The organism is Saccharospirillum sp. HFRX-2 (assembly GCF_043196805.1).
Classification (GTDB): domain Bacteria; phylum Pseudomonadota; class Gammaproteobacteria; order Pseudomonadales; family Natronospirillaceae; genus Saccharospirillum.
In genome coordinates this window covers 43,688-62,110 of record NZ_JBEBMU010000009.1, presented here as the reverse complement: position 1 = coordinate 62,110, position 18,423 = coordinate 43,688, and the positions used below count along the sequence as shown (strand labels likewise).

Below are 18,423 nucleotides of genomic sequence, written 5' to 3'. Positions count from 1 at the left end.
AACAGGTGAGACAATGAACGAGAGCGTAACCCTGACGCTGGCCCACTGGTTATATCTGGCGGGTATGGTGTCGATAATTGTAACCATGATCTTCCGGACCACCGTCGTTGTACCCGCCATCGCCGCAACTTTCTTTGTGGCCTTGGCCTACACTGGCAGCCCTGTTATCGGTTTTATGTCGGTGTTTAATGCCAGCATGACCGCCGCGGCCGAGCTGTTTAATATCTTTTTGATCATTGCCCTGATGACCGCTTTGCTTGGCTCGTTGCGGCACTTGGGATCGGACATGAAGATGATCATGCCGTTCCAGAAAGTGATGTCCAACGGCCACATCGCCTACATCGTGCTGGCCTTTGTGACCTACCTGATTTCCCTGTTCTTCTGGCCAACTCCAGCGGTTCCGCTGGTCGGTGCCATCCTGATTCCGGCGGCCATCGCAGCCGGTCTGCCCGCCATGGGCGCCGCACTGGCGATTGCCATTGCCGGTCAGGGCATGGCGTTGTCGGCGGATTACATCATTCAGGTGGCGCCGGGCATCAGTGCCGGTGCAGCCGGCGTGGATGTCAATCTGGTGTCCGACCGCGCCTTCGTGTTGTCGATCATCACCGGTGTCGTCGCGCTGCTGTTCGGCTATATGGGTTTCCGTAAAAACATCATGGGCCCGGACGCCGCCCGCATTCAGGTGTGGGAACAGGGCGACAACCTGGAAAGCCAGGAAGTGCTGGAAAAACAGAAAGAGAAGAATCGCCATATGGGCAGCTTCTCGGGCAAGGCGCAGTTGTCTCAGGCCAGCCGCCTGATCGATGAACAGGATTCCACCGACGACGTATCCAAAGCCACCCTGGATAAATGGTCCACGGTCTTTGCCATCGTCGTGCCGGCGGCTTTCCTGGCCATCATCTTCTATATGGTCTTGGCCAAGTACTCCGATGCTCTGCCGGGTATGGAAGGTGGCAGCGGTGCGGCCCTGGTCGGTGGTGTTGCCGCTCTGATCCTGGTGTTGGCAACGCTCGCCGGTGCCGGCAAGCAGGTGCTGTCGGTGGCGTCCGATCACATCACCGATGGTCTGGTGTTTGCCTTTAAAGCCATGGGCGCGGTGCTGCCGATCGCTGGTTTCTTCTTTATGGGTAACGGCGGTACTGCCACCTCCATTATGGGTTTGAGCGAGCCGGCTCCGGGTTTTCTGTTCGATCTGGTTCAAGCGGCTCAGGGCATCATTCCGCACAACGGTTTCTTCGTTGCCTTCGGTCTGCTGCTGATTGGCATGATTACCGGCGCCGATGGTTCTGGCTTCTCCGGCCTGCCGTTGACCGGTGCGCTGGCTGGCGCTCTGGGTCAGACAGTGAATGTCGATGCCGCCACCCTCGCTTCCATTGGTCAGATGGGCGCCATCTGGACTGGCGGCGGCACGCTGGTGGCCTGGTCATCACTGATTGCGGTCGCCGGTTTCGCCCGGGTACCGGTACTCGAAGCGGTACGAGCGCTGTTCCTGCCGGTGGTGCTGGGTCTGCTGGTATCAACCTTCGTGGGTGTGCTGATCTGGTAACCGCGCTGCCTTGTTCGGCTTTATCAGGGGTGGCTTCGGCCACCCTTTTTTGTGCGCGCTTGAATCCCTGTTTAACGCCCTAATCTGCCGCTCTACAACTCTCAATCAGGAAGCCACCATGTCGAGCATGAAAGCCATCACCTACGACCAATACGGCGACAACAGCGTCTTGCAACTGACCGACCAACCCATGCCCAAAGTCGGGCCGGACGATGTGCTGGTCAAAGTCAAAAGCGCCTCGGTGAACCCGGTCGACTGGAAAATCATGATGGGTTACCTCGATCCGATGCTGCACACCTGGTTTCCCGTCACGCCCGGCTGGGATGTGGCCGGCGTGGTCGAACAGGTCGGCATGGACGTGCCGGAATTTAAGGTAGGCGATGAAGTCATCGGCTACGCCCGCCGCGATATGGTCAACGACGGCACCTACGCCGAATACACCACCGTGCCGGTGCGCGCGCTGGCGCGTAAGCCGGCGGCGTTGAGCTGGGATGAAGCCGGTGCTTTACCCTTGGCCGGTCTTACCGGCTACCAACTGCTCACCCGTTTGGGTCTGCAACAAGATGAGACCGTGCTGATTCACAATGCCGCTGGCGGGGTCGGCATTCTGGCGGTGCAGATCGCCAGACATTTTGGCGCCCGCGTTATCGCCACAGCGTCCGAGAAGAACCACGATTTCCTGCGCGAACTGGGCGCTGAGCCGGTGGCTTATGGCGACGGTTTAACCGACCGGGTCAAAGCGCTGGCGCCGGAAGGCGTCGATCTGGTGGCCGATTTCGTCGGCGGTGTTCTGGATGTCACTCAGGCCGTGCTCAAAACCGGCGGTCGCCACGCTTCTATTGCCGATGGCGAAGTCACCAAGGCTGGCGGCCAGATGGTCTGGGTACGGCCCAGCGATACCGACTTGCAAGCATTGGCCGATATGGCCGATGCCGGTGCCCTGACCGTGCCATTGGCGGCCACCTTTGCACTGGCCGACACCGCCAAGGCGTTCGAGCTGAGCCAAGGCGGCCATGCCCGCGGCAAGATCGCCATTCACGTCAGCGACTGAGCGTTAACTCGCTGAAGGCCTCGGTGACCGGCTGCCACTGGCCGGTCACCAGACCATTGCGGTTGCGGATCGGCGGTTGTTGCCAGCGCTGCGGCAGCGACAAGCCCAACTGATTCAGAATCGCCGCCATCGCCACCTCGGCGGCATCGGCCGAGCCGGAATCCATCTTCAGCGCCACGCCCAGTTTCAGCTCGGGCAGGGCCGCGATATAAACCCCTTCGGCACCAATCTTCAAAAACGCCTGTTCGCCTAAAGCCTGCATGGCTTCGCTACAAAAACGCTCGCTGCCACCGACCATAAAAGGATGCTTGCTGACGGCCTGGTGCAAACGACGCGCGCCATCACGGTAGGCTTCGGGCAGAAATAGCGGATCGGCAAAACGCGCAAAACCCAGCGCCAAGCGATGCAGCGGCATGGCCCAGGTGGGCGCAGTACAGCCATCGGGTGACAGCGGCGCGCCGGTTAATTCAACATCACAGCACTGTTCAATGCAGTCACGAATCGCCTGCTGAACCGGATGATCAACGCCGACATAACCTTCGGTTGCCCAGCCCTGATGCCTTGCCAACGCCAACATGCCCAGATGCTTGCCAGAACAGTTATTGTGCCGCCCATCTGGCTTGGCGTGTTGCCAAGCCAGGTCAATAAACGCCTGCTGATGCGATGGCCATTGCAGGCCGCATTCAAAATCGGCAGCGGCCAAACCCAGCTTACCCAGAAACCGATCGACAACCGCCGTGTGTTCGGGTTCGCCATTGTGGGACGCGCAACACAGCGCCAGTTCTTCGTCATCGAGCGCAAACGCCTGATGGGCGCCACTGGCCAGCATCGGCAGCGCCTGGAACGCCTTAATGGCCGAGCGCGGGTAGGTTGGAGTATCGACATCACCGAGCGACCAGAGCGTTGCGCCGGCAGACGTCATCACCAAGGCGCGGCCGCGATGTTCGCTTTCCACAGCACCGCCACGAATGACCTGAACCAGAACCGGATTGTTCGACTGCGTCATGATTAAAACCCTGCAATTTAGCAAAGGCTGATACTAGGCAACCTCAGACTGAATTGAAACTGAACGCGCCGACCGCTGCCTGGCACCAGTTCAGAAAGCATTCAGTCACGGCACGCCACAGTAGCGACACTTCGAACCAAACGCAGGAAACCTCATGGTCCGCTCACTGTTGCTCACTGCCCTCAGCACGGTTTTACTCGCCGGTTGCTACGTTGAAGTCGACCCTTACGCGCCTTACGGTTCCACGCCGGTCAGTGAATTCAGCACCGTCTTTCTGACCCGGACTGCGCTGATGCCTTACGCCCTGGGGGCCAGCAGCATCGATATGCTGGAAAACCCGGACGACTATTTATCCCCCTCCAGCCGCGCTGCAACACGCGCCCTGCCCATCGAAACCACCAGCACCTATTTGTTCGACAGCGACAGCTGCAGTTTTGGCGGTTACACCGCAACCGAAGCCTTTGGCGATACCGAAACCTACAGCGGCGGCATGACCTGGGTTGAACTGGGACTGACCGCCACCGCCACCCAGTGCGGTACCAGCAGTTGGTTGGGATTGAGCACATTAAACAGTCGCCTGGTTTACGACGTGCGCGGCTGGTACGACGACGCCTTTGCTGAAATCGTCAGCCTGGATGCGCGACTCAATGGCTATTTGCGGCTGAACAACAGTTTCCAGAGCGTCAAACTCAGTGGTCTGGATGTGCGCATCGAAGAACTCGATGCCACCGACTTCCGCTTACTCGCCGACGCCAGCCTCTACCTGGACGACGCCCGCTACAGCGGCAGCGCCCGCCTGGATACGCTGGAAGGCGTGCACTTTTATCGCGGCGCAACCTTCCCGCACGCTGGAAGAGTGCGCATCAGCAGTGGTTATGATTGGGTGGAACTGCGCTTTCTGAGCGATGGCGTCAGTCGCCGCGACAGCGATGGCTATTACACCTATCTGCCCTGGTGGGAATTTAGTTAGAAAGAAGGAATTTAATGAACAAGAAGGAATTGGATCAGTCAGAAAAAAACCGCCCGCCACAACAGCGGGCGGTTTTTTTTATTGGCTCAGCCGTGCACGACGTATTCCGGACCAAAGCCCGCCGACCAGACGATCACCGTACCCACACGCATCGACACCAGCAGTACCAGAGCCACGGTTATCACCGAGGTCGCGTACATAAAGGCGCGTTCTTTGGGGATGTTCATCACAATCGGCATGCCTTCATAAATCAGATACACCGAATAAGCGGCCGCCAAGACAAAGACCACAACGTTCAACCACAACACCGGCCAGATGCCGACGATACTGGCCAGAAAAATCGGCGCCGTGGTGTAAACCGCCAGCGCCATGCCATGGTGCTGATCAGTGGCTTCATCCGAATAGGTGCGCGACATCCAGTTAATGAATTCCGCAAAAATCCACACCCCGACCAGAGCGGCCAGATAACTCAGTACGCACAATACCAATCCGCTTTCTGCGGTCAGGGTGGTTTTCGGACCGCCGGCGAGAGACCAGCCGACATGCACCACACCGATGTAGAAGCAAATTGCGGGAATCAGCGCCAGGATGGGAACGTGCGTCAGGTATTCCATCAGTTTGGAACGACGCTGCTGGCGAATCAGTGACCACTCACTATCCGGGTGCGTAAAAATACCAAGAGTATGGTCGAGAATCATGGACTTCTCCTCGTTGTCAGGACCGGTTTTATTGTTGTTGTCGTTGGAGGAAATCGCTGGCGGACATCCGCCGGGCGAAGGTTTATTCGAACGCTTGTCGATGTGTTACAGGCTTACGAAAATAACCGGCCAATAGCGAATAACATAGAGCTTTTATCGAAGACTGCAAGCACTCAACAACGCCACCTGGCAGGCCTTGCACAAACCACTTGAATTACTGCAACTCGCCTTTAAATTAGTTTTTGCTAATATTTAATCGGACGTATCCGGAACGCTGCGTCGCTTTGAGGCAGTCGCACGCCAGATACCCTGTGTTAGCATGCATCCCCATCATCCTTTCCTACCAAGAGGATTCACCGATGAACGCCACTCAACTGGCCACGAATTATTGGGTCGCGCCACAGATCAGCCTCGACGATGTTGCCGAAGCTAAAGCCCAGGGTTTTCAAGCCATCGTCTGTAACCGACCCGATGGTGAATCGGCCGATCAAACCCCGGCTGCCGATATCCAAAGTGCTGCCGAAGCCGCCGGTCTGAAGTTCTATATGCTGCCGATGAACGGCCCGGTTTTCTCCGCCGAGCAATCCGAAACTCTGCGTTCGGTCCTGCAACAAAACGACAAGGTATTGGGCTATTGCCGCAGCGGTAACCGCAGCAGCATTCTCTACCGTGCGGCCATGGGCGAGGCTTGATTCTGGCGCGAATGAAGTCGTTTTCCCTACCTTCGACCGGCGACCTTAACGCCGGTCTGCTCGTTGCTTTAGTCGGCATTCCGCAATGTCTGGCCTACGCCATGTTGTCGGGCCTGCCACCGATGTACGGCCTGGTAACGGCCATTGTGCCGGGCATGATCGCCGCCGTTGTCGGCCGCAGTGCTCACGTCACTGTGGGCCCGACCAACACCACCGGTCTGATCATCCTCACCAGCCTGGCTCCCTGGGCCGACAGCCCCGATCTGTTATTGACCGCCATGGTGACGCTCAGCGTGCTGGCTGGTTTATCGCGCTTGATGATTGTTGCCTTGCGTGCCGAGCGGGTTTTCGACTTTGTTCCCGAAGCGGTGCTGCTCGGTTTTTCCACCGGCGCCGCCATCATCATTGCCTTGATGCAACTGGACGAATTTCTCGGTGCGCCCTTTAACGGCGTGCGTACTGTAGTCGATGAAATTTATCGGCTAACCCAAATCGATCTGGGCGCCATCGAACCGGCCGCTCTGGGACTGGCCGCGGCAGCCTTGTTATCCGTCGTACTCGGCCGACGTTATCTGCCGCGCTGGCCCATTCCACTGGCGGCTCTGATCGGCAGCATTGCGCTGGTCTGGTTTGCGCCCTGGGCGTTTATCGAACGCTGGATCACCCTGGAAGAAAGCACCGTCATCACCGACGGCTGGCCGCAACTGGCTACCCAACTGCCTAACTGGCAGATGATACAGGCGCTGATTGTGCCCGGTTTTGCGGTCGCCTTTATCGGCTCGCTGGAGTTGATCGTTACCCTGCGCAACCGCCAGGAACAACGCTATCTGCGCGCCGAACTCGGCAGCCAGGGCGTGGCCAACTTAGCCGGCAGTCTGGTCGGTGCCTTCCCGGCCAGCACCTCGCTAACCCGATCTGTGCTGCTTGATATCGGCGGCGCCACCAGTCGCTGGGCACCCTTTATTGCCGCGGCGGTGTTGCTGCCCATACTGCTGTTCGGCGCCGATCTGATTCGCGCCATTCCACAGCCAGTGATTGCCGGTTTGTTGGTCGCCACGGCGCTGTCGATGCTCAAGCCCGATCAAATCACCTCGGTGCTGCGCGCCAACCGCCAGACCCGAACGCTGTTTATCGTCACCGTCACCAGTACCCTGGTGCTGGCTTTCCACGAAGCCATTTTGCTGGGCGCCGGTCTCGGTCTGGTCATCTTCCTGTTGCAATCGAGCGTGCCGCAACTGCGCCGCTATGGCGTCGACAGCAACGGCTGGCTGGTCAGCGATGAACGCAGCCACAACGGTCACTACGCCATCCAGATTTCCGGCAGCCTCTATTTCGCTGCCGCGCGTCAGTTGCCCGAACGGCTGGAGCCGCTGATTCCCGATGATGCCCAACGGCTGACGCTGGACTTAAACCACGCTCACCAAACACGCATTGCCGCCACTCAGGCGTTGCTGCGCTTTTGCGAGCTGTGCCAGCACCGAGGCATCAGCGTCGATATCTGCGGTTATCCGGATGAATTAAAACGCATTGCCAATACGCTGGGCGTGCGTCTGCCCTGGTGTGAATTCAAAATCGAGCAACGGCTGAGCGGTGCTGCCGCTCAGGAAGCTTCCGCATGAGCGATCTGCGCGCGCCCCAGTTCCAGCCGCACAACTTCGGCGGCCTGCTCACAGTGGCGCCGCAAATGCTCGATTTTATGGCCCAGGCCGAGCGGGTGGCGCGCACCGACGCCTCAATTTTAGTGCGCGGCCAGACCGGCAGCGGCAAGGAGTTAGTCGCACGTTATATTCACCAGACGTCGCGTCGCGCCAACGCCCAATTCAGTGCCATCAACTGCGCCGCTCTATCGCGCGAATTGATGGCCTCGGAACTGTTCGGTCACAAACGCGGCGCCTTTACCGGCGCTACCGCCGATCGCACTGGCCTGTTCAAACTGACCGATGGCGGCACGTTGTTTCTCGATGAAATCGCCGAAATGCCGCTCGATATTCAGGCCGGCTTGCTGCGGGTATTGCAGGATCGTTGTTTTACGCCGCTCGGTTCGAGCGAAGTGATTCAGACCGACATTCGGTTGATCTCGGCCACTCATACCTCGCTGCGCCGGCAAGTTGCCGAACGCCAGTTCCGCGAAGATTTGATGTACCGAGTGCGCGTCGTCCCGCTCTATTTGCCACCGCTGACCGCCCGTCTCGGTGACGTTGAAATGCTCAGCTGGCACTTTATTGGCGAACAGAATGCGCGCAACGAACGCAGCATCGAGTGCGTCAGCCAGGAAGCCTTCGACGCCCTGCTCGCCTACCGCTGGCCGGGTAATATTCGCGAACTCAACAACGTCATCACCTATGCCCACGCCATTGGCACCGGCCCACGTATCGACATCGCCGACCTGCCGCCGGAACTGCGCGGCGAAGCCCCGCCCGATGAAGCGCCGCTGCCACCGGAGCAGCGCGAACGTGATCGTATTCTGGAATTGCTGCAACGCCACAAAGGTCACAAACAGGCTGTGGCTGATGAACTCGGCATTTCCCGCGCTACGCTGTGGCGCAAGATGAAAACGCTGCAACTCAGTTAAGCGCGCCGTTTCTCAGGCTGTGACCATCCGCGCTCTCAATATGCAGCCATTGCCGTTACACTGTTGGTTTCAGTAAGACAATTGTTGTATATGACACCCGACAGCCAAGATTTCTGGTTCCTGCCGCTCGGCGGTTGCGGCGAAATCGGCATGAACCTGAATCTCTATGGACACGATGACGCCTGGTTGATGGTCGATTGCGGCGTCACCTTCGCCGAACCTGGCAACCTCACCGATCCGCACGTACAGATGCCCGACCCGGCTTTTATCGCCGAGCGCGCCGAGCAACTGGCCGGCATCGTTATCACCCACGCCCACGAAGATCACGTCGGCGCGCTGCCTTATTTATGGCGCCGCTTTCGCGCCCCGGTCTACACCACCGCCTTCACCGCCGAGATCCTCAAGCGCAAACTGATGGAGTTCAATCTGGCCGGCAAAGTGCCGGTGCACATCGTGCAACCGGGCGAACGCCGTCAGATTGGCCCCTTCAATGTGGAGTGGCTGTCGATTACCCACTCCATTCCCGAACCCCAGGCCTTGATGATTCGCACCCCGGTCGGCAGCGCCTTTCACACCGCCGATTGGAAACTCGACCCAGCACCGGTTATCGGCCCGGCCTTCGATGCCGAGCCCTATAAAAAGCTGGCGTTGGAAGAACCCGACGCCATGATCTGCGATTCCACCAATGCGCTGGTCGACGGCCATTCCACCTCCGAAGCCGAACTCTATGAAGGTCTGCGACAGATCGTCGAAAACGCCGAAGGTCGGGTAGTGATCAGTTGCTTTGCCAGCAATGTGGCGCGGCTAAAAACGCTGATGAAAATTGCCGAAGACAGCGGCCGTCAAGTCGGTCTGCTCGGTCGTTCATTGCGCAATATGGTGTCGGCCGCCCGTGCCAGCGGTTACTGGAGCGGCATGCCGAAGTTTATCGACAGCTTCGATCTGGGATATTTTCCACGGCAGAATTTTCTCGCCATCGCCACCGGCAGCCAGGGCGAACCGCGCGCAGCACTGCATCGACTGGCGCGCGATAACCACCCCGAACTCACCCTCGAAGCCGGCGATACCGTGGTGTTCAGCTCCCGAGTGATTCCCGGCAACGAACAGCCGGTTGAAGCGCTGATCAAGCTGCTGCAACAACGCGACATCAAAGTCATCGCTGCCGACGATTCCGCCCTGCCCATTCACGCCTCCGGTCACCCGGCGCGTGACGAATTGGCGCAGATGTATCAGTGGGTGCAACCTAAGCTGGCGATACCGGTTCACGGCGAGCCGGAACATATGGCCGCCAACGCCCATATCGCTCGCGATGCCGGCGTGAAGCAGCAATTGACCGGATTAAACGGCGATTTGTTTTATCTCGCGCCGGTCAAAGGACTGCGCCGCAAAGCCGTGGCAACTGGACGCTTGGGCTGGGACAGAGATGCGTTGATTCCGGTGACAACGGCGACCGTCGAAACCGACTGATCAAGCCTCTTTCAGCGCATCGATCACCACACGCAACGCCGCCGGCATATGGCGGTTTTGCGGGAAATACAGATACAAACCGGGCCAATCCAGGTTCCAGCTTTCCAGCACAGAAACCAGCTCGCCGCTGGCAATGTCCTCACGCAGCAAAGGTTCAGCGTAGTGCGCGATACCCAGGCCGTTTTTAACCGCGCGCATCATCAAGCCCGGATTGTTGGTGGTCAGACTGCCTTTGACATCGACCACCTGACGCTCACCCTGGCGTTGAAACGCCCACTCATAACGCCGCCCACTTTGAAAACGAAAACCGATGCAATTGTGCGCCAGTAAATCGGCCGGTTGCTGCGGTGTGCCATGACGTTCGAGGTAGACTTTTGCGGCCACGGTGACAAAGCGAAAATCCTCTACCACCGGCACCGCGACCATATCCTGAGGGATGGCATCTTGCAGGCGCACACCCAGATCAAAGCCCTCGGCGACAATATCGATCAGTCGGTTATCGACGATCAATTCCACCTCAATACCAGGATAACGCTGGTGGAAATCGACGCCTAACTTGTCGAGCAGAATCGGCGCAGCCACCTCGTTAACACTGATCCGTACCCGGCCGTGCGGCTGAGCGTCGTCGGCATCGAGATTTTCCACCGCCTGGTTGAGATCACTCAGAATCGTCGACACCTGCCCATACAAGGTATGACCGGCTTCCGTTAACGACACACTGCGCGTGGTGCGATTGAACAACCGTGTCTTCAGGCGCTCTTCAAAAGTACGAATCAAATGGCTGAGCGTCGACGGCGTCAGGTTCAACTCCTCGGCCGCCTGCTTAAAACTCAGATGGCGCGCGACCTGCTGAAACGCCAGCAGCTCGTTCATCGGAGGCAAGGTCATTATGAGATACCATCGAATAATCTATAAAAATTATAGCTATTTTACTGATAATCGCCCAACCCGATACTGGCTCTGACAGTGACGCCCCAACCAGCGCCACCCAACTCACCCAGCTAAAGAGCAGAGCGAATCATGAGTAACCAAGTCTTCCTGGTAACCGGTGGCAACAAAGGCATCGGCAAAGCCATCGTCCGTCAGCTGGCCAGTGCAGGCCATACAGTCTACCTCGGTGCCCGTCAGCGTGACGCGGGCGAGCAAGCGGCAGCCGAACTGCAGGCCGCAGGCGATGTGCGTTTTGTACAAATCGACTTAAATGATGAGGCCTCACAGGCCGCCGCCGTCGAGCAGATTAACGCTGACAGCGGCTATCTGGATGGATTGATCAACAACGCCGGTATCATCACCGATTTTGGTACGGCATCGACCGTTGCCTTGGGTGACTTGAGAACCACCTTTGAGACCAATCTGTTCGGCACCCTCTCAGTGACTCAGCAAATGTTGCCGTTACTGCGCGCAGGCAACCACAAAGCCATCGTCAACCTCTCGACCGGCCTGGGCTCGATCACCCAACACGGCGACCCGTCCTGGCCGTTCCACGGCGCGGTGCCCATGGCTTATAACGCATCCAAGGCAGCGCTGAATATGTTCACCGTGTTGCTGGCCAAAGAACTGCGCGCTGAAGGTTTCAGAGTGAATTCGGTCAGCCCGGGCTGGATTGCCACGGACCTGGGTGGGCAGAACGCGCCCGGAACGGCGGAGGAAGGTGCGGCCATAGCGGTTAAAACCGCTTTGGAAGGTAGCGATGGTGCCACCGGTTTGTTCTTAACCAGTGGCGGTGTGATTCCCTGGTAACGAGCAAACGAAAGAAACAGCCTGGGTCTGAATACAGACCCAGGCTGTTTTTATTCCTCGTCAGACAACGGTCGGCCTTCCAGCTCAACCAGCGACTGACGCATCACCTCATCGACCGCCGCTTTCTGGCCGGTCTTGCCATTGAACAGCACGATGCGTGCCTTGCCATCGGTGGTGATGGTTTGTTGGCGCTCACTGAACACCGCGTATTCATGCACAAAACCGAATTCCTGCACGCTCAGGGTTCGGGCTCCAACCAAAATTTTGTCGGGATAAGTCAGCGGCCGACGGTAACGGCATTCGGTATGCCCCACCACCGGACCGACACCGGTTTGTTTCATCTGCTCAAACACCGGCGTGCGCTCAAAATAAGCGATGCGGGCGTTCTCAAAATAGCGGAAATAAACCACGTTATTGACGTGATTAAAGGCATCCATATCACCCCACTGCACCGGCAGTTCGATGATAACGGGGTAGGTGTTTTTGAAGTCGTCGAGCATGGTGGAATCCGTTTAATAGTTAAGAAGCAGCTTAGCGAAGGTTCCCGTCCTTCGACAATCTAAGTCGCAATGCTTCGCGATAACGACGAGAGACATTCAGAACGACACCCTCTTTCAGACGCAGTTCCCCATCACCGCTGGGCTGAAAACTCAGATGGTCAATCGCTGCCTGATTCACCAGATAACGCCGATGCACCCGACAAAAGCCCTGCTCAATCAGCTGATCTTCCAACTTACTTAAGGTAGTGCGCAGCGGGTACACCCGACCATTACTGTGCAAATTAACGTAATTGCCATTCGCTTCCAGCCACTGCACCTGATCAAAACGCACCAGAAATTCTTTATCGAGTTTTTTAACCAAAACCTGTTGCAGTGGTTCGGCCCGGGAAGGATCTTCGTCGTTTTCGGCCTCACTAAGGTCCAGCCAATGCGCCTCACCTTGCAGGCGACTGTAGATAAAGTTCGCCAACTGATAAGCCGTTAACGCCGCAAAATAACTCCAGCCATCTTTTTGATATTCGTAGAACAACTCACGTAGCCAGGGGCCAAAATCATAGTCCTGGCCCGCCAGTGAATAACCCAGTTCGCGCAGCGTCACCATCAAGCCAACATGACAGAGGCAGAACAGAATTGAGGCTAAAAAATGACCAACCAGCTGCACCGGCAAACCGAGCCAGCGCAAGGGGTAACGTCGAAAGCCAGCGAACAGCAACGGGCACAACACCAGAAAACTCAGCGCGCTGGAGTATTCCCACAGCGGCGCTTCCCACCATTGCAAAGGATTACTGCCCGGCCGGTTATGTTCCAGCCAGATGATGCTGGTGTTCAAAGAAGCGGTGACAAAAAAGTAAGCCGCCAAGGCGGAGTACAGATATCGCTCTGGGTGTTGCTGAAAGGCTAGAAACAGCCGTCTGCTTAGATTGATTCCACCGCTTGTCACTGAAGGCCCACCGTCCGTCACTTCTTTCTGTCTAACGCATCCGCCAGCGCAGACACTCGCCTTTGGTTTCAATTCACAGTGATTGCTCAGCATGCAAAACCACCGACACACCGACCTCGACTGGATTCGAATTCTCGCCTTTGGCGTCTTGATTCTCTACCACCTGGGCATGTACTACGTCGCCGACTGGGGCTTTCATCTGAAGAGTGATCGCCCGGTCGAAGCGCTGCAGAACCTGATGATTCTGACCAATCCGTGGCGGATGTCACTGATCTTTTTGATCAGCGCCATGGCGCTGGCGCTCGCCCGGCAACGCTTTGGCATCGGTCGGTTAATTGCACTGCGCTCCAACCGACTCTTGGTGCCGCTGGTGTTCGGCATGTTTGTCGCAATCGCGCCTCAGGCTTATTTGCAGGCGATCGACCGAGGCTACACCGATCTCGGCTTCTTCGCCTTCTGGCGACTCTATATCAACCCGACCACCACCGAGATTCCACAGATGCAAACCGGCTTGGGTCTGCTGACCTGGAATCATCTGTGGTTTATTCCTTATTTATGGTGTTACAGCTTGATCGTTCTAACGCTGTCGCCACTGATTCGACGCTTGGCAAACAGCCAATTTATGCAGCGACTGCCACTCAGTTGGGCGCTTCTTCTCGTCTTGGTTTTTACCAGCTGGATCGTCATCACACTCCAAGACCGTTACCCAGTCACTCATGCTTTATTCGACGACTGGTACAACCACGCTCTCTACCTGACGGTTTTCGTATTCGGTTATTGGCTGGCACTGAACGAGACCTGGTGGCAGCGCATCATCCAAATTCGACTGGTGTTCTTGCTAACTGCCATAGCAACCTACAGCCTGATCATTCTCGACCGCGAAGGTCAGCTCAATCGCTTCGCGCCCTACTTCACTCATGCCCAATTGGTTGATTGGATTTATGCCGCGGTGGAAATGCTCAACCACTGGTGTTGGATGTTCGCGGTGATCGGTTATGGCGGACGTTATCTATCGAAGCCGGATTTGCCCTTTGATCGGGAGGGAAAAATAAGACGCTATGCCAATGAAGCCATCCTGCCTTGGTATGTGCTGCATCAGACCTTGATTCTGATCTTTGCAGCCTGGCTGAAGCCGATCGGTTTGCCGTTAGCAGTGGAAGCGCTATCCATCCTCAGTCTGACGATTTTGGGTTGCTTTGTTGGCTTCGAATGTCTGCGTCGATTCACGCTCAGCCGCTGGTTATTCGGCCTGCGGTTAAATAAGGCTAGCGGCTAACCTGACCGCCACAGGCTTCAATTAACGATTGCCAGGCCTGAACCTGAGCTCGAATGACGGCGCGATATTGCTGATGCAGCGCTGCCAACGTCTGTTGGTAGCGCGTCAGCTCATCGCTCAATTCGCCCAGATTCTCGGTCATGGTTTGAAGGCTGTTAAACCCCGCCAAAAACCGCCGATCCACCTCCCCCAGCCAAGGCTGCACCTCACCTACAAACACATTCGCCATCACATTGCGCGCATAACCCAGTTCCTTCATTGCCGGGCCCATGGGGCACAGGCGTTTGTCTTCGGCGGCTTCCAGCAGCATGGCTTCGGCTTGTTGTAAGTACTGAATCGCCAGGCGCATCGATTGCAGACTGTGGCCGCCCATGGGGTATTGGGTGGTCAGTTGCAGCACGTTCAGCCAGTCGTCCTGGATGCTTTGCATGGGGTTGGCGACGAGGTCAGCGAGCGCTTGTTGGTTGGCGGCGTAGCCGTTGGCATCGATGTCGTCGTTGGGTTTGATCGCTGTGCTGCCGTCGGTCCAGTAGCCGCTGTAGTCGGGGTTGGCGAGGGTGGCGTTCCAGAGGTGTTGGTGAAAGGTGGCGCGTTTTTGCACCAGGGCGTTTTCCAATTCGGTGCGCAACTCGGCATCGAGTTCGATATCGGAATTGAGGCAGGCCGGTAGTAGTTCGAGCAGGCGGCGTTCGTAGTCGAGGCGAATCACCGGGTCGGCCAGTTTACCGAGAATGGAGTTGCGTTCGCCGATCAGCACGAAGACTTCACAGCCGCGCAGCGACCAGGCGTCGAGCAGGTCTAGACGGATGTCCGGTGGGCTTTGCAGCAAGTCGCGTGGCCGCGGGTACGCCGGTAATGCCATGGCTCGCTGCGGTGGTGGTTTGGCGTCCAGAACCCGACCGACCCGGGTGACGTAGTCGTCGAGCAAGGCTTCGGCGCTGCGGTCACAGCCGGCCAAGAGGAACAGCGCCAGCAAAGACGTTGCAATGCGAAACAGATGTTGCAACAACATTAAACCTTAAATTCGCTCATCGATTAAAAAATTCTTTATTTTCAATAAGTTAAAGATTGGCACGTTCGTTGTAATAGGGCCTTCAATTGTTTAACACTCGTTCGGTCGACCGCTGCCGATCTGGCCTATGCTAACCCAGCGAAGCCCGGTGACGACCGAGTCCGGCAACAGGAGCTGCCATGACTGTCCAATCCCTTACCGCTCGTTTGCGCCCCTATATTCCGGCGCTGGAGTGGATTCCCAATTACCAGCGCAGTTGGTTACGCGGTGATGTGATCGCTGGGATCACTACGGCGACCTTATTGGTGCCCCAGGCGATGTCTTATGCGCTGCTCGGTGGCCTGCCACCCTACATCGGTTTATACGCTTCAGTACTGCCGATGATCGTCTATGCGTTCTTTGGCACTTCGCGTCAGTTGGCGGTTGGCCCGGTTGCGCTGGTGGCGCTGCTGGTCGCCAGCGGTATTGGCCTGATGGCGCCAGTCGGTTCCGAACGCTATATCGAGCTGACGATCCTGTTATCGCTGTTGGTTGGCGGCGTCTTCCTGGTGATGGGCATTTTCCGACTCGGCTTTCTGACCAACTTTCTATCGCATCCGGTGATCTCCGGCTTTACCAGCGCCGCGGCCCTGATTATAGCCGTCAGCCAGATAGCCAACCTGCTGGGATTATCGCTGCCGCGCACTGAGAACATCGCCGAAACGCTGTGGCATGCGGTCGATCAATGGACCTTGATTCATCTGCCGACGCTGATCATCGGCGCCGTCAGCCTGGCGTTATTGGTCGGTTTAAAACGCCTTAACCGAGCCTTACCGGCGGCGATGATTACCGTCGCCGTTACCACTATTGCCGTCTGGGCATTGCGACTGGATCAGGCCGGTGTCGCCGTGGTCGGCGCCGTTCCGGCCGGTTTGCCCGCCTTATCGGCCCCGGCTTTCAGCCTTGCCGATGCCATGGAATTACTGCCGATGGCTATCGCCATCGCGCTGATTGGCTTTATGGAAAGCATTGCCGTAGCGCGCAAATACGCCAGCGAACGGCGCTATGAGATTAATCCCAATCAGGAACTGATCGGCTTGGGCCTGGCCAATCTGGTTGGCGCCTTTTCCCGCGCCATGCCAGTCGCTGGTGGCTTTGGTCGCACCGCGGTCAATGCCAATGCCGGTGCCAATACCGGTCTGGCACCGCTGATCACCGCCAGCCTGATCGCCATTGCGCTGGCGTTCTTAACACCGCTGTTTTACTTCCTGCCCAAGGCGGCGTTGGCGGCGGTGATTATGGTAGCGGTCGCCGGGTTAATTGATCTGCACGAAGTGAAACATCTGTGGAAGGTAAAACGCAGCGACCTGGGTTTGTTGCTCTTTACCTTCGCCGCCACCCTGGCACTGGGCGCCAAAGACGGGCTCTTTTTGGCGGTGGGCGCGTCCATGCTGTGGTTCGTGATCAAGACCACCCGACCGCATTACGCCGTGCTCGGCAAACTGCCGGGGACCGAGGCTTATCGCAATATCGAGCGTCATCCGGAAGCGCAGATCGAACCGGGCATTCTGGCGATTCGCTTCGATGCCCAGTTCTACTACGGCAACGTCAGCTTCCTGAAAGACACCATTCGCCGCGTCGAACAACGCCTCGATGTACCCTTGCGCGCCGTGGTGCTCGATGCCTGTTCGATCAACCAGCTCGACAGCTCGGCCGACACCGCCTTGCACGATTTGTTGCACCGTTATCGCCAGCGCGGCATCGAGTTGTTTATCGCTCACGTCAAAGGCCCGGTTAAGGATGTGATGGATCGTTCCGGCTTCAGCTCGACGCTGGGCGAAGATCATTTCTTCCTGGAAACCGAACCGGCCATGGCCGCTGCCCGCGCCTGGGCGCAGCGCAGTGAAACGGATGTTGCAACAAGCTGAAACATCATTAACGAACTCAGCCCGCAGAGGCCGTGAAATGGCCGCTGGGACCTTGGCACAACATTTGATTAGTAAATGCTAATATTGGCTTACACCAAGATTGCCAAGCTTGCGCCCAAATGGAGGCAAACCTTATGAGCATTCAGATTGAAACCTTTTACGACGAGGCCACCAACACCCTCACCTATGTGGTGTTTGATCCGGCGTCCAAAGACGCTGTGGTGATCGACCCGGTGCTGGACTACAACCCTATCGGCAGCATTGTCTCTGATGAGAGCTATCAAAAAGTCGTCGACTTCAGCAAAGAGCAGGGTTTGACGCTGCACTATGTGCTGGAAACCCACGCTCATGCCGACCATCTGAGTTCCAGTCAGCTGTTCCGCGATGAGTTTCCGTCTTTGCAGGTCGCCATCAGCGAGCGCATTCGTCAGGTGCAGTCTGTGTTCAAAACCGTCTACAACCTGGCCGACAGCTTTGTGACCGACGGCGAACAGTTTGATCGTCTGGTGGAAGACTTTGAAACCCTCACCGCCGGCACGCTGAGCATCAAAGCACTGCCGACACCGGGACACACGCCAGCCTGTCTGTCGTACCTGATCGAAGACGCCGTCTTCACTGGCGATGCGCTCTTTATGCCGGACTACGGCACTGGCCGCTGTGATTTTCCGGCGGGTGATGCGCGCACTCTGTATCAAGGCATTCAGGCCAATCTGTACAGCCTGCCGGATGCAACGCGCGTCTTTACCGGTCACGACTATCAACCCGGCGGCCGCGCCGTGCAGTGGGAATCGACCATCGGTGCAGAGAAGGCGCAGAACGTTCAGTTGAAAAGCAGCACCAGCGAAGACGAGTTCGTGCAGTTCCGCGAACAGCGCGACGCCAAGCTGGCCGCACCCAAGCTGATCTATCAGAGCATTCTGGTGAACATCGAAGCCGGTCACCTGCCCAAGCAGGAAAGCAACGGCAAGCGCTATCTGAAGATCCCGCTGAACATTCGCGCCGAACGCGCTCAGTAAGCGCCACGGCAGGGCCTGGCTCTGCTGTTA

At 57.4% G+C, this 18,423-nt stretch carries 17 protein-coding genes; 11 read left to right on the top strand and 6 right to left on the bottom strand.

All coding sequences use genetic code 11. The features are described from left to right. Positions 1–13 precede the first annotated feature (13 nt). Both ABMA60_RS16135 and ABMA60_RS16130 read left to right on the top strand, forming a co-directional pair. Complete coding sequence (locus tag ABMA60_RS16135; protein WP_392805180.1) at positions 14–1,546, top strand: hypothetical protein; 1,533 nt, start codon at positions 14–16, stop codon at positions 1,544–1,546. Between the two features lie 118 nt (positions 1,547–1,664). After that, positions 1,665–2,597, top strand: coding sequence for an NADP-dependent oxidoreductase (locus ABMA60_RS16130; protein ID WP_392805178.1), 933 nt, complete (start codon positions 1,665–1,667; stop codon positions 2,595–2,597). Here ABMA60_RS16130 and ABMA60_RS16125 read toward each other — a convergent pair. After that, positions 2,587–3,603 carry an asparaginase gene (locus ABMA60_RS16125; RefSeq protein WP_392805174.1) on the bottom strand — a complete coding sequence of 339 codons (1,017 nt, stop codon included), beginning with the start codon at positions 3,601–3,603 and terminating at the stop codon, positions 2,587–2,589. The two genes, ABMA60_RS16130 and ABMA60_RS16125, sit on opposite strands and share 11 nt — an antisense overlap. Before the next feature lie 154 nt (positions 3,604–3,757). Here ABMA60_RS16125 and ABMA60_RS16120 point away from each other — a divergent pair, with 154 nt between their 5' ends. Further along, on the top strand, positions 3,758–4,573 hold the full coding sequence (locus ABMA60_RS16120) for a hypothetical protein (RefSeq protein WP_392805172.1): 816 nt from the start codon (positions 3,758–3,760) through the stop codon (positions 4,571–4,573). 86 nt (positions 4,574–4,659) lie between these two features. Here the strand turns inward: ABMA60_RS16120 and ABMA60_RS16115 are convergent, their stop codons facing one another. After that, a complete protein-coding gene (locus ABMA60_RS16115) occupies positions 4,660–5,271 on the bottom strand; it encodes a Yip1 family protein (protein ID WP_392805170.1) in 612 nt (203 codons plus the stop codon). A gap of 359 nt (positions 5,272–5,630) precedes the next feature. Between ABMA60_RS16115 and ABMA60_RS16110 the strand changes: the two genes are divergently transcribed. From ABMA60_RS16110 to ABMA60_RS16095, 4 genes are all read left to right on the top strand, one after another. Next, complete coding sequence (locus ABMA60_RS16110) at positions 5,631–5,963, top strand: TIGR01244 family sulfur transferase (protein WP_392805167.1); 333 nt, start codon at positions 5,631–5,633, stop codon at positions 5,961–5,963. Positions 5,964–5,974: 11 nt separating this feature from the next. Continuing rightward, positions 5,975–7,582, top strand: a complete 1,608-nt coding sequence (locus ABMA60_RS16105) for a SulP family inorganic anion transporter (RefSeq protein ID WP_392805164.1) — start codon at positions 5,975–5,977, stop codon at positions 7,580–7,582. Further along, positions 7,579–8,535 (top strand): sigma-54 interaction domain-containing protein, encoded by a 957-nt coding sequence (locus ABMA60_RS16100; RefSeq protein ID WP_392805162.1) that lies wholly within the window; start codon positions 7,579–7,581, stop codon positions 8,533–8,535. The genes ABMA60_RS16105 and ABMA60_RS16100 overlap by 4 nt, the downstream gene beginning before the upstream one ends. Positions 8,536–8,625: 90 nt before the next feature. Further along, positions 8,626–10,002 (top strand): ribonuclease J, encoded by a 1,377-nt coding sequence (locus ABMA60_RS16095; RefSeq protein ID WP_392805159.1) that lies wholly within the window; start codon positions 8,626–8,628, stop codon positions 10,000–10,002. Here the strand turns inward: ABMA60_RS16095 and ABMA60_RS16090 are convergent, their stop codons facing one another. Beyond that, positions 10,003–10,890, bottom strand: coding sequence for a LysR family transcriptional regulator (locus ABMA60_RS16090; protein WP_392805156.1), 888 nt, complete (start codon positions 10,888–10,890; stop codon positions 10,003–10,005). 132 nt (positions 10,891–11,022) lie between these two features. On the opposite strand from ABMA60_RS16090, the gene ABMA60_RS16085 reads away from it, so the two are divergent. Continuing rightward, positions 11,023–11,742 (top strand): SDR family NAD(P)-dependent oxidoreductase, encoded by a 720-nt coding sequence (locus ABMA60_RS16085; RefSeq protein ID WP_392805154.1) that lies wholly within the window; start codon positions 11,023–11,025, stop codon positions 11,740–11,742. A 50-nt stretch (positions 11,743–11,792) separates the two neighbouring features. Here the strand turns inward: ABMA60_RS16085 and ABMA60_RS16080 are convergent, their stop codons facing one another. Then, the gene (locus ABMA60_RS16080; protein ID WP_392805152.1) at positions 11,793–12,242 is read right to left on the bottom strand and encodes an acyl-CoA thioesterase; all 450 of its coding nucleotides are present in this window, start codon (positions 12,240–12,242) and stop codon (positions 11,793–11,795) included. A gap of 31 nt (positions 12,243–12,273) precedes the next feature. Further along, positions 12,274–13,182 carry a LytR/AlgR family response regulator transcription factor gene (locus ABMA60_RS16075; RefSeq protein WP_392805150.1) on the bottom strand — a complete coding sequence of 303 codons (909 nt, stop codon included), beginning with the start codon at positions 13,180–13,182 and terminating at the stop codon, positions 12,274–12,276. 91 nt (positions 13,183–13,273) lie between these two features. Between ABMA60_RS16075 and ABMA60_RS16070 the strand changes: the two genes are divergently transcribed. After that, entirely contained in the window at positions 13,274–14,458 is a 1,185-nt protein-coding gene (locus ABMA60_RS16070; RefSeq protein WP_392805148.1) for an acyltransferase, read from the top strand. Here the strand turns inward: ABMA60_RS16070 and ABMA60_RS16065 are convergent. Further along, positions 14,448–15,470: a DUF3080 family protein gene (locus tag ABMA60_RS16065; RefSeq protein ID WP_392805145.1), complete on the bottom strand. Its 1,023-nt coding sequence runs from the start codon at positions 15,468–15,470 to the stop codon at positions 14,448–14,450. The genes ABMA60_RS16070 and ABMA60_RS16065 overlap by 11 nt on opposite strands. Positions 15,471–15,649: 179 nt before the next feature. Here ABMA60_RS16065 and ABMA60_RS16060 point away from each other — a divergent pair, with 179 nt between their 5' ends. Further along, a complete protein-coding gene (locus tag ABMA60_RS16060) occupies positions 15,650–17,377 on the top strand; it encodes a SulP family inorganic anion transporter (protein WP_392805142.1) in 1,728 nt (575 codons plus the stop codon). A gap of 134 nt (positions 17,378–17,511) precedes the next feature. Further along, the gene (locus ABMA60_RS16055) at positions 17,512–18,393 is read left to right on the top strand and encodes an MBL fold metallo-hydrolase (RefSeq protein ID WP_392805139.1); all 882 of its coding nucleotides are present in this window, start codon (positions 17,512–17,514) and stop codon (positions 18,391–18,393) included. The last annotated feature ends 30 nt before the right edge of the window (positions 18,394–18,423 follow it).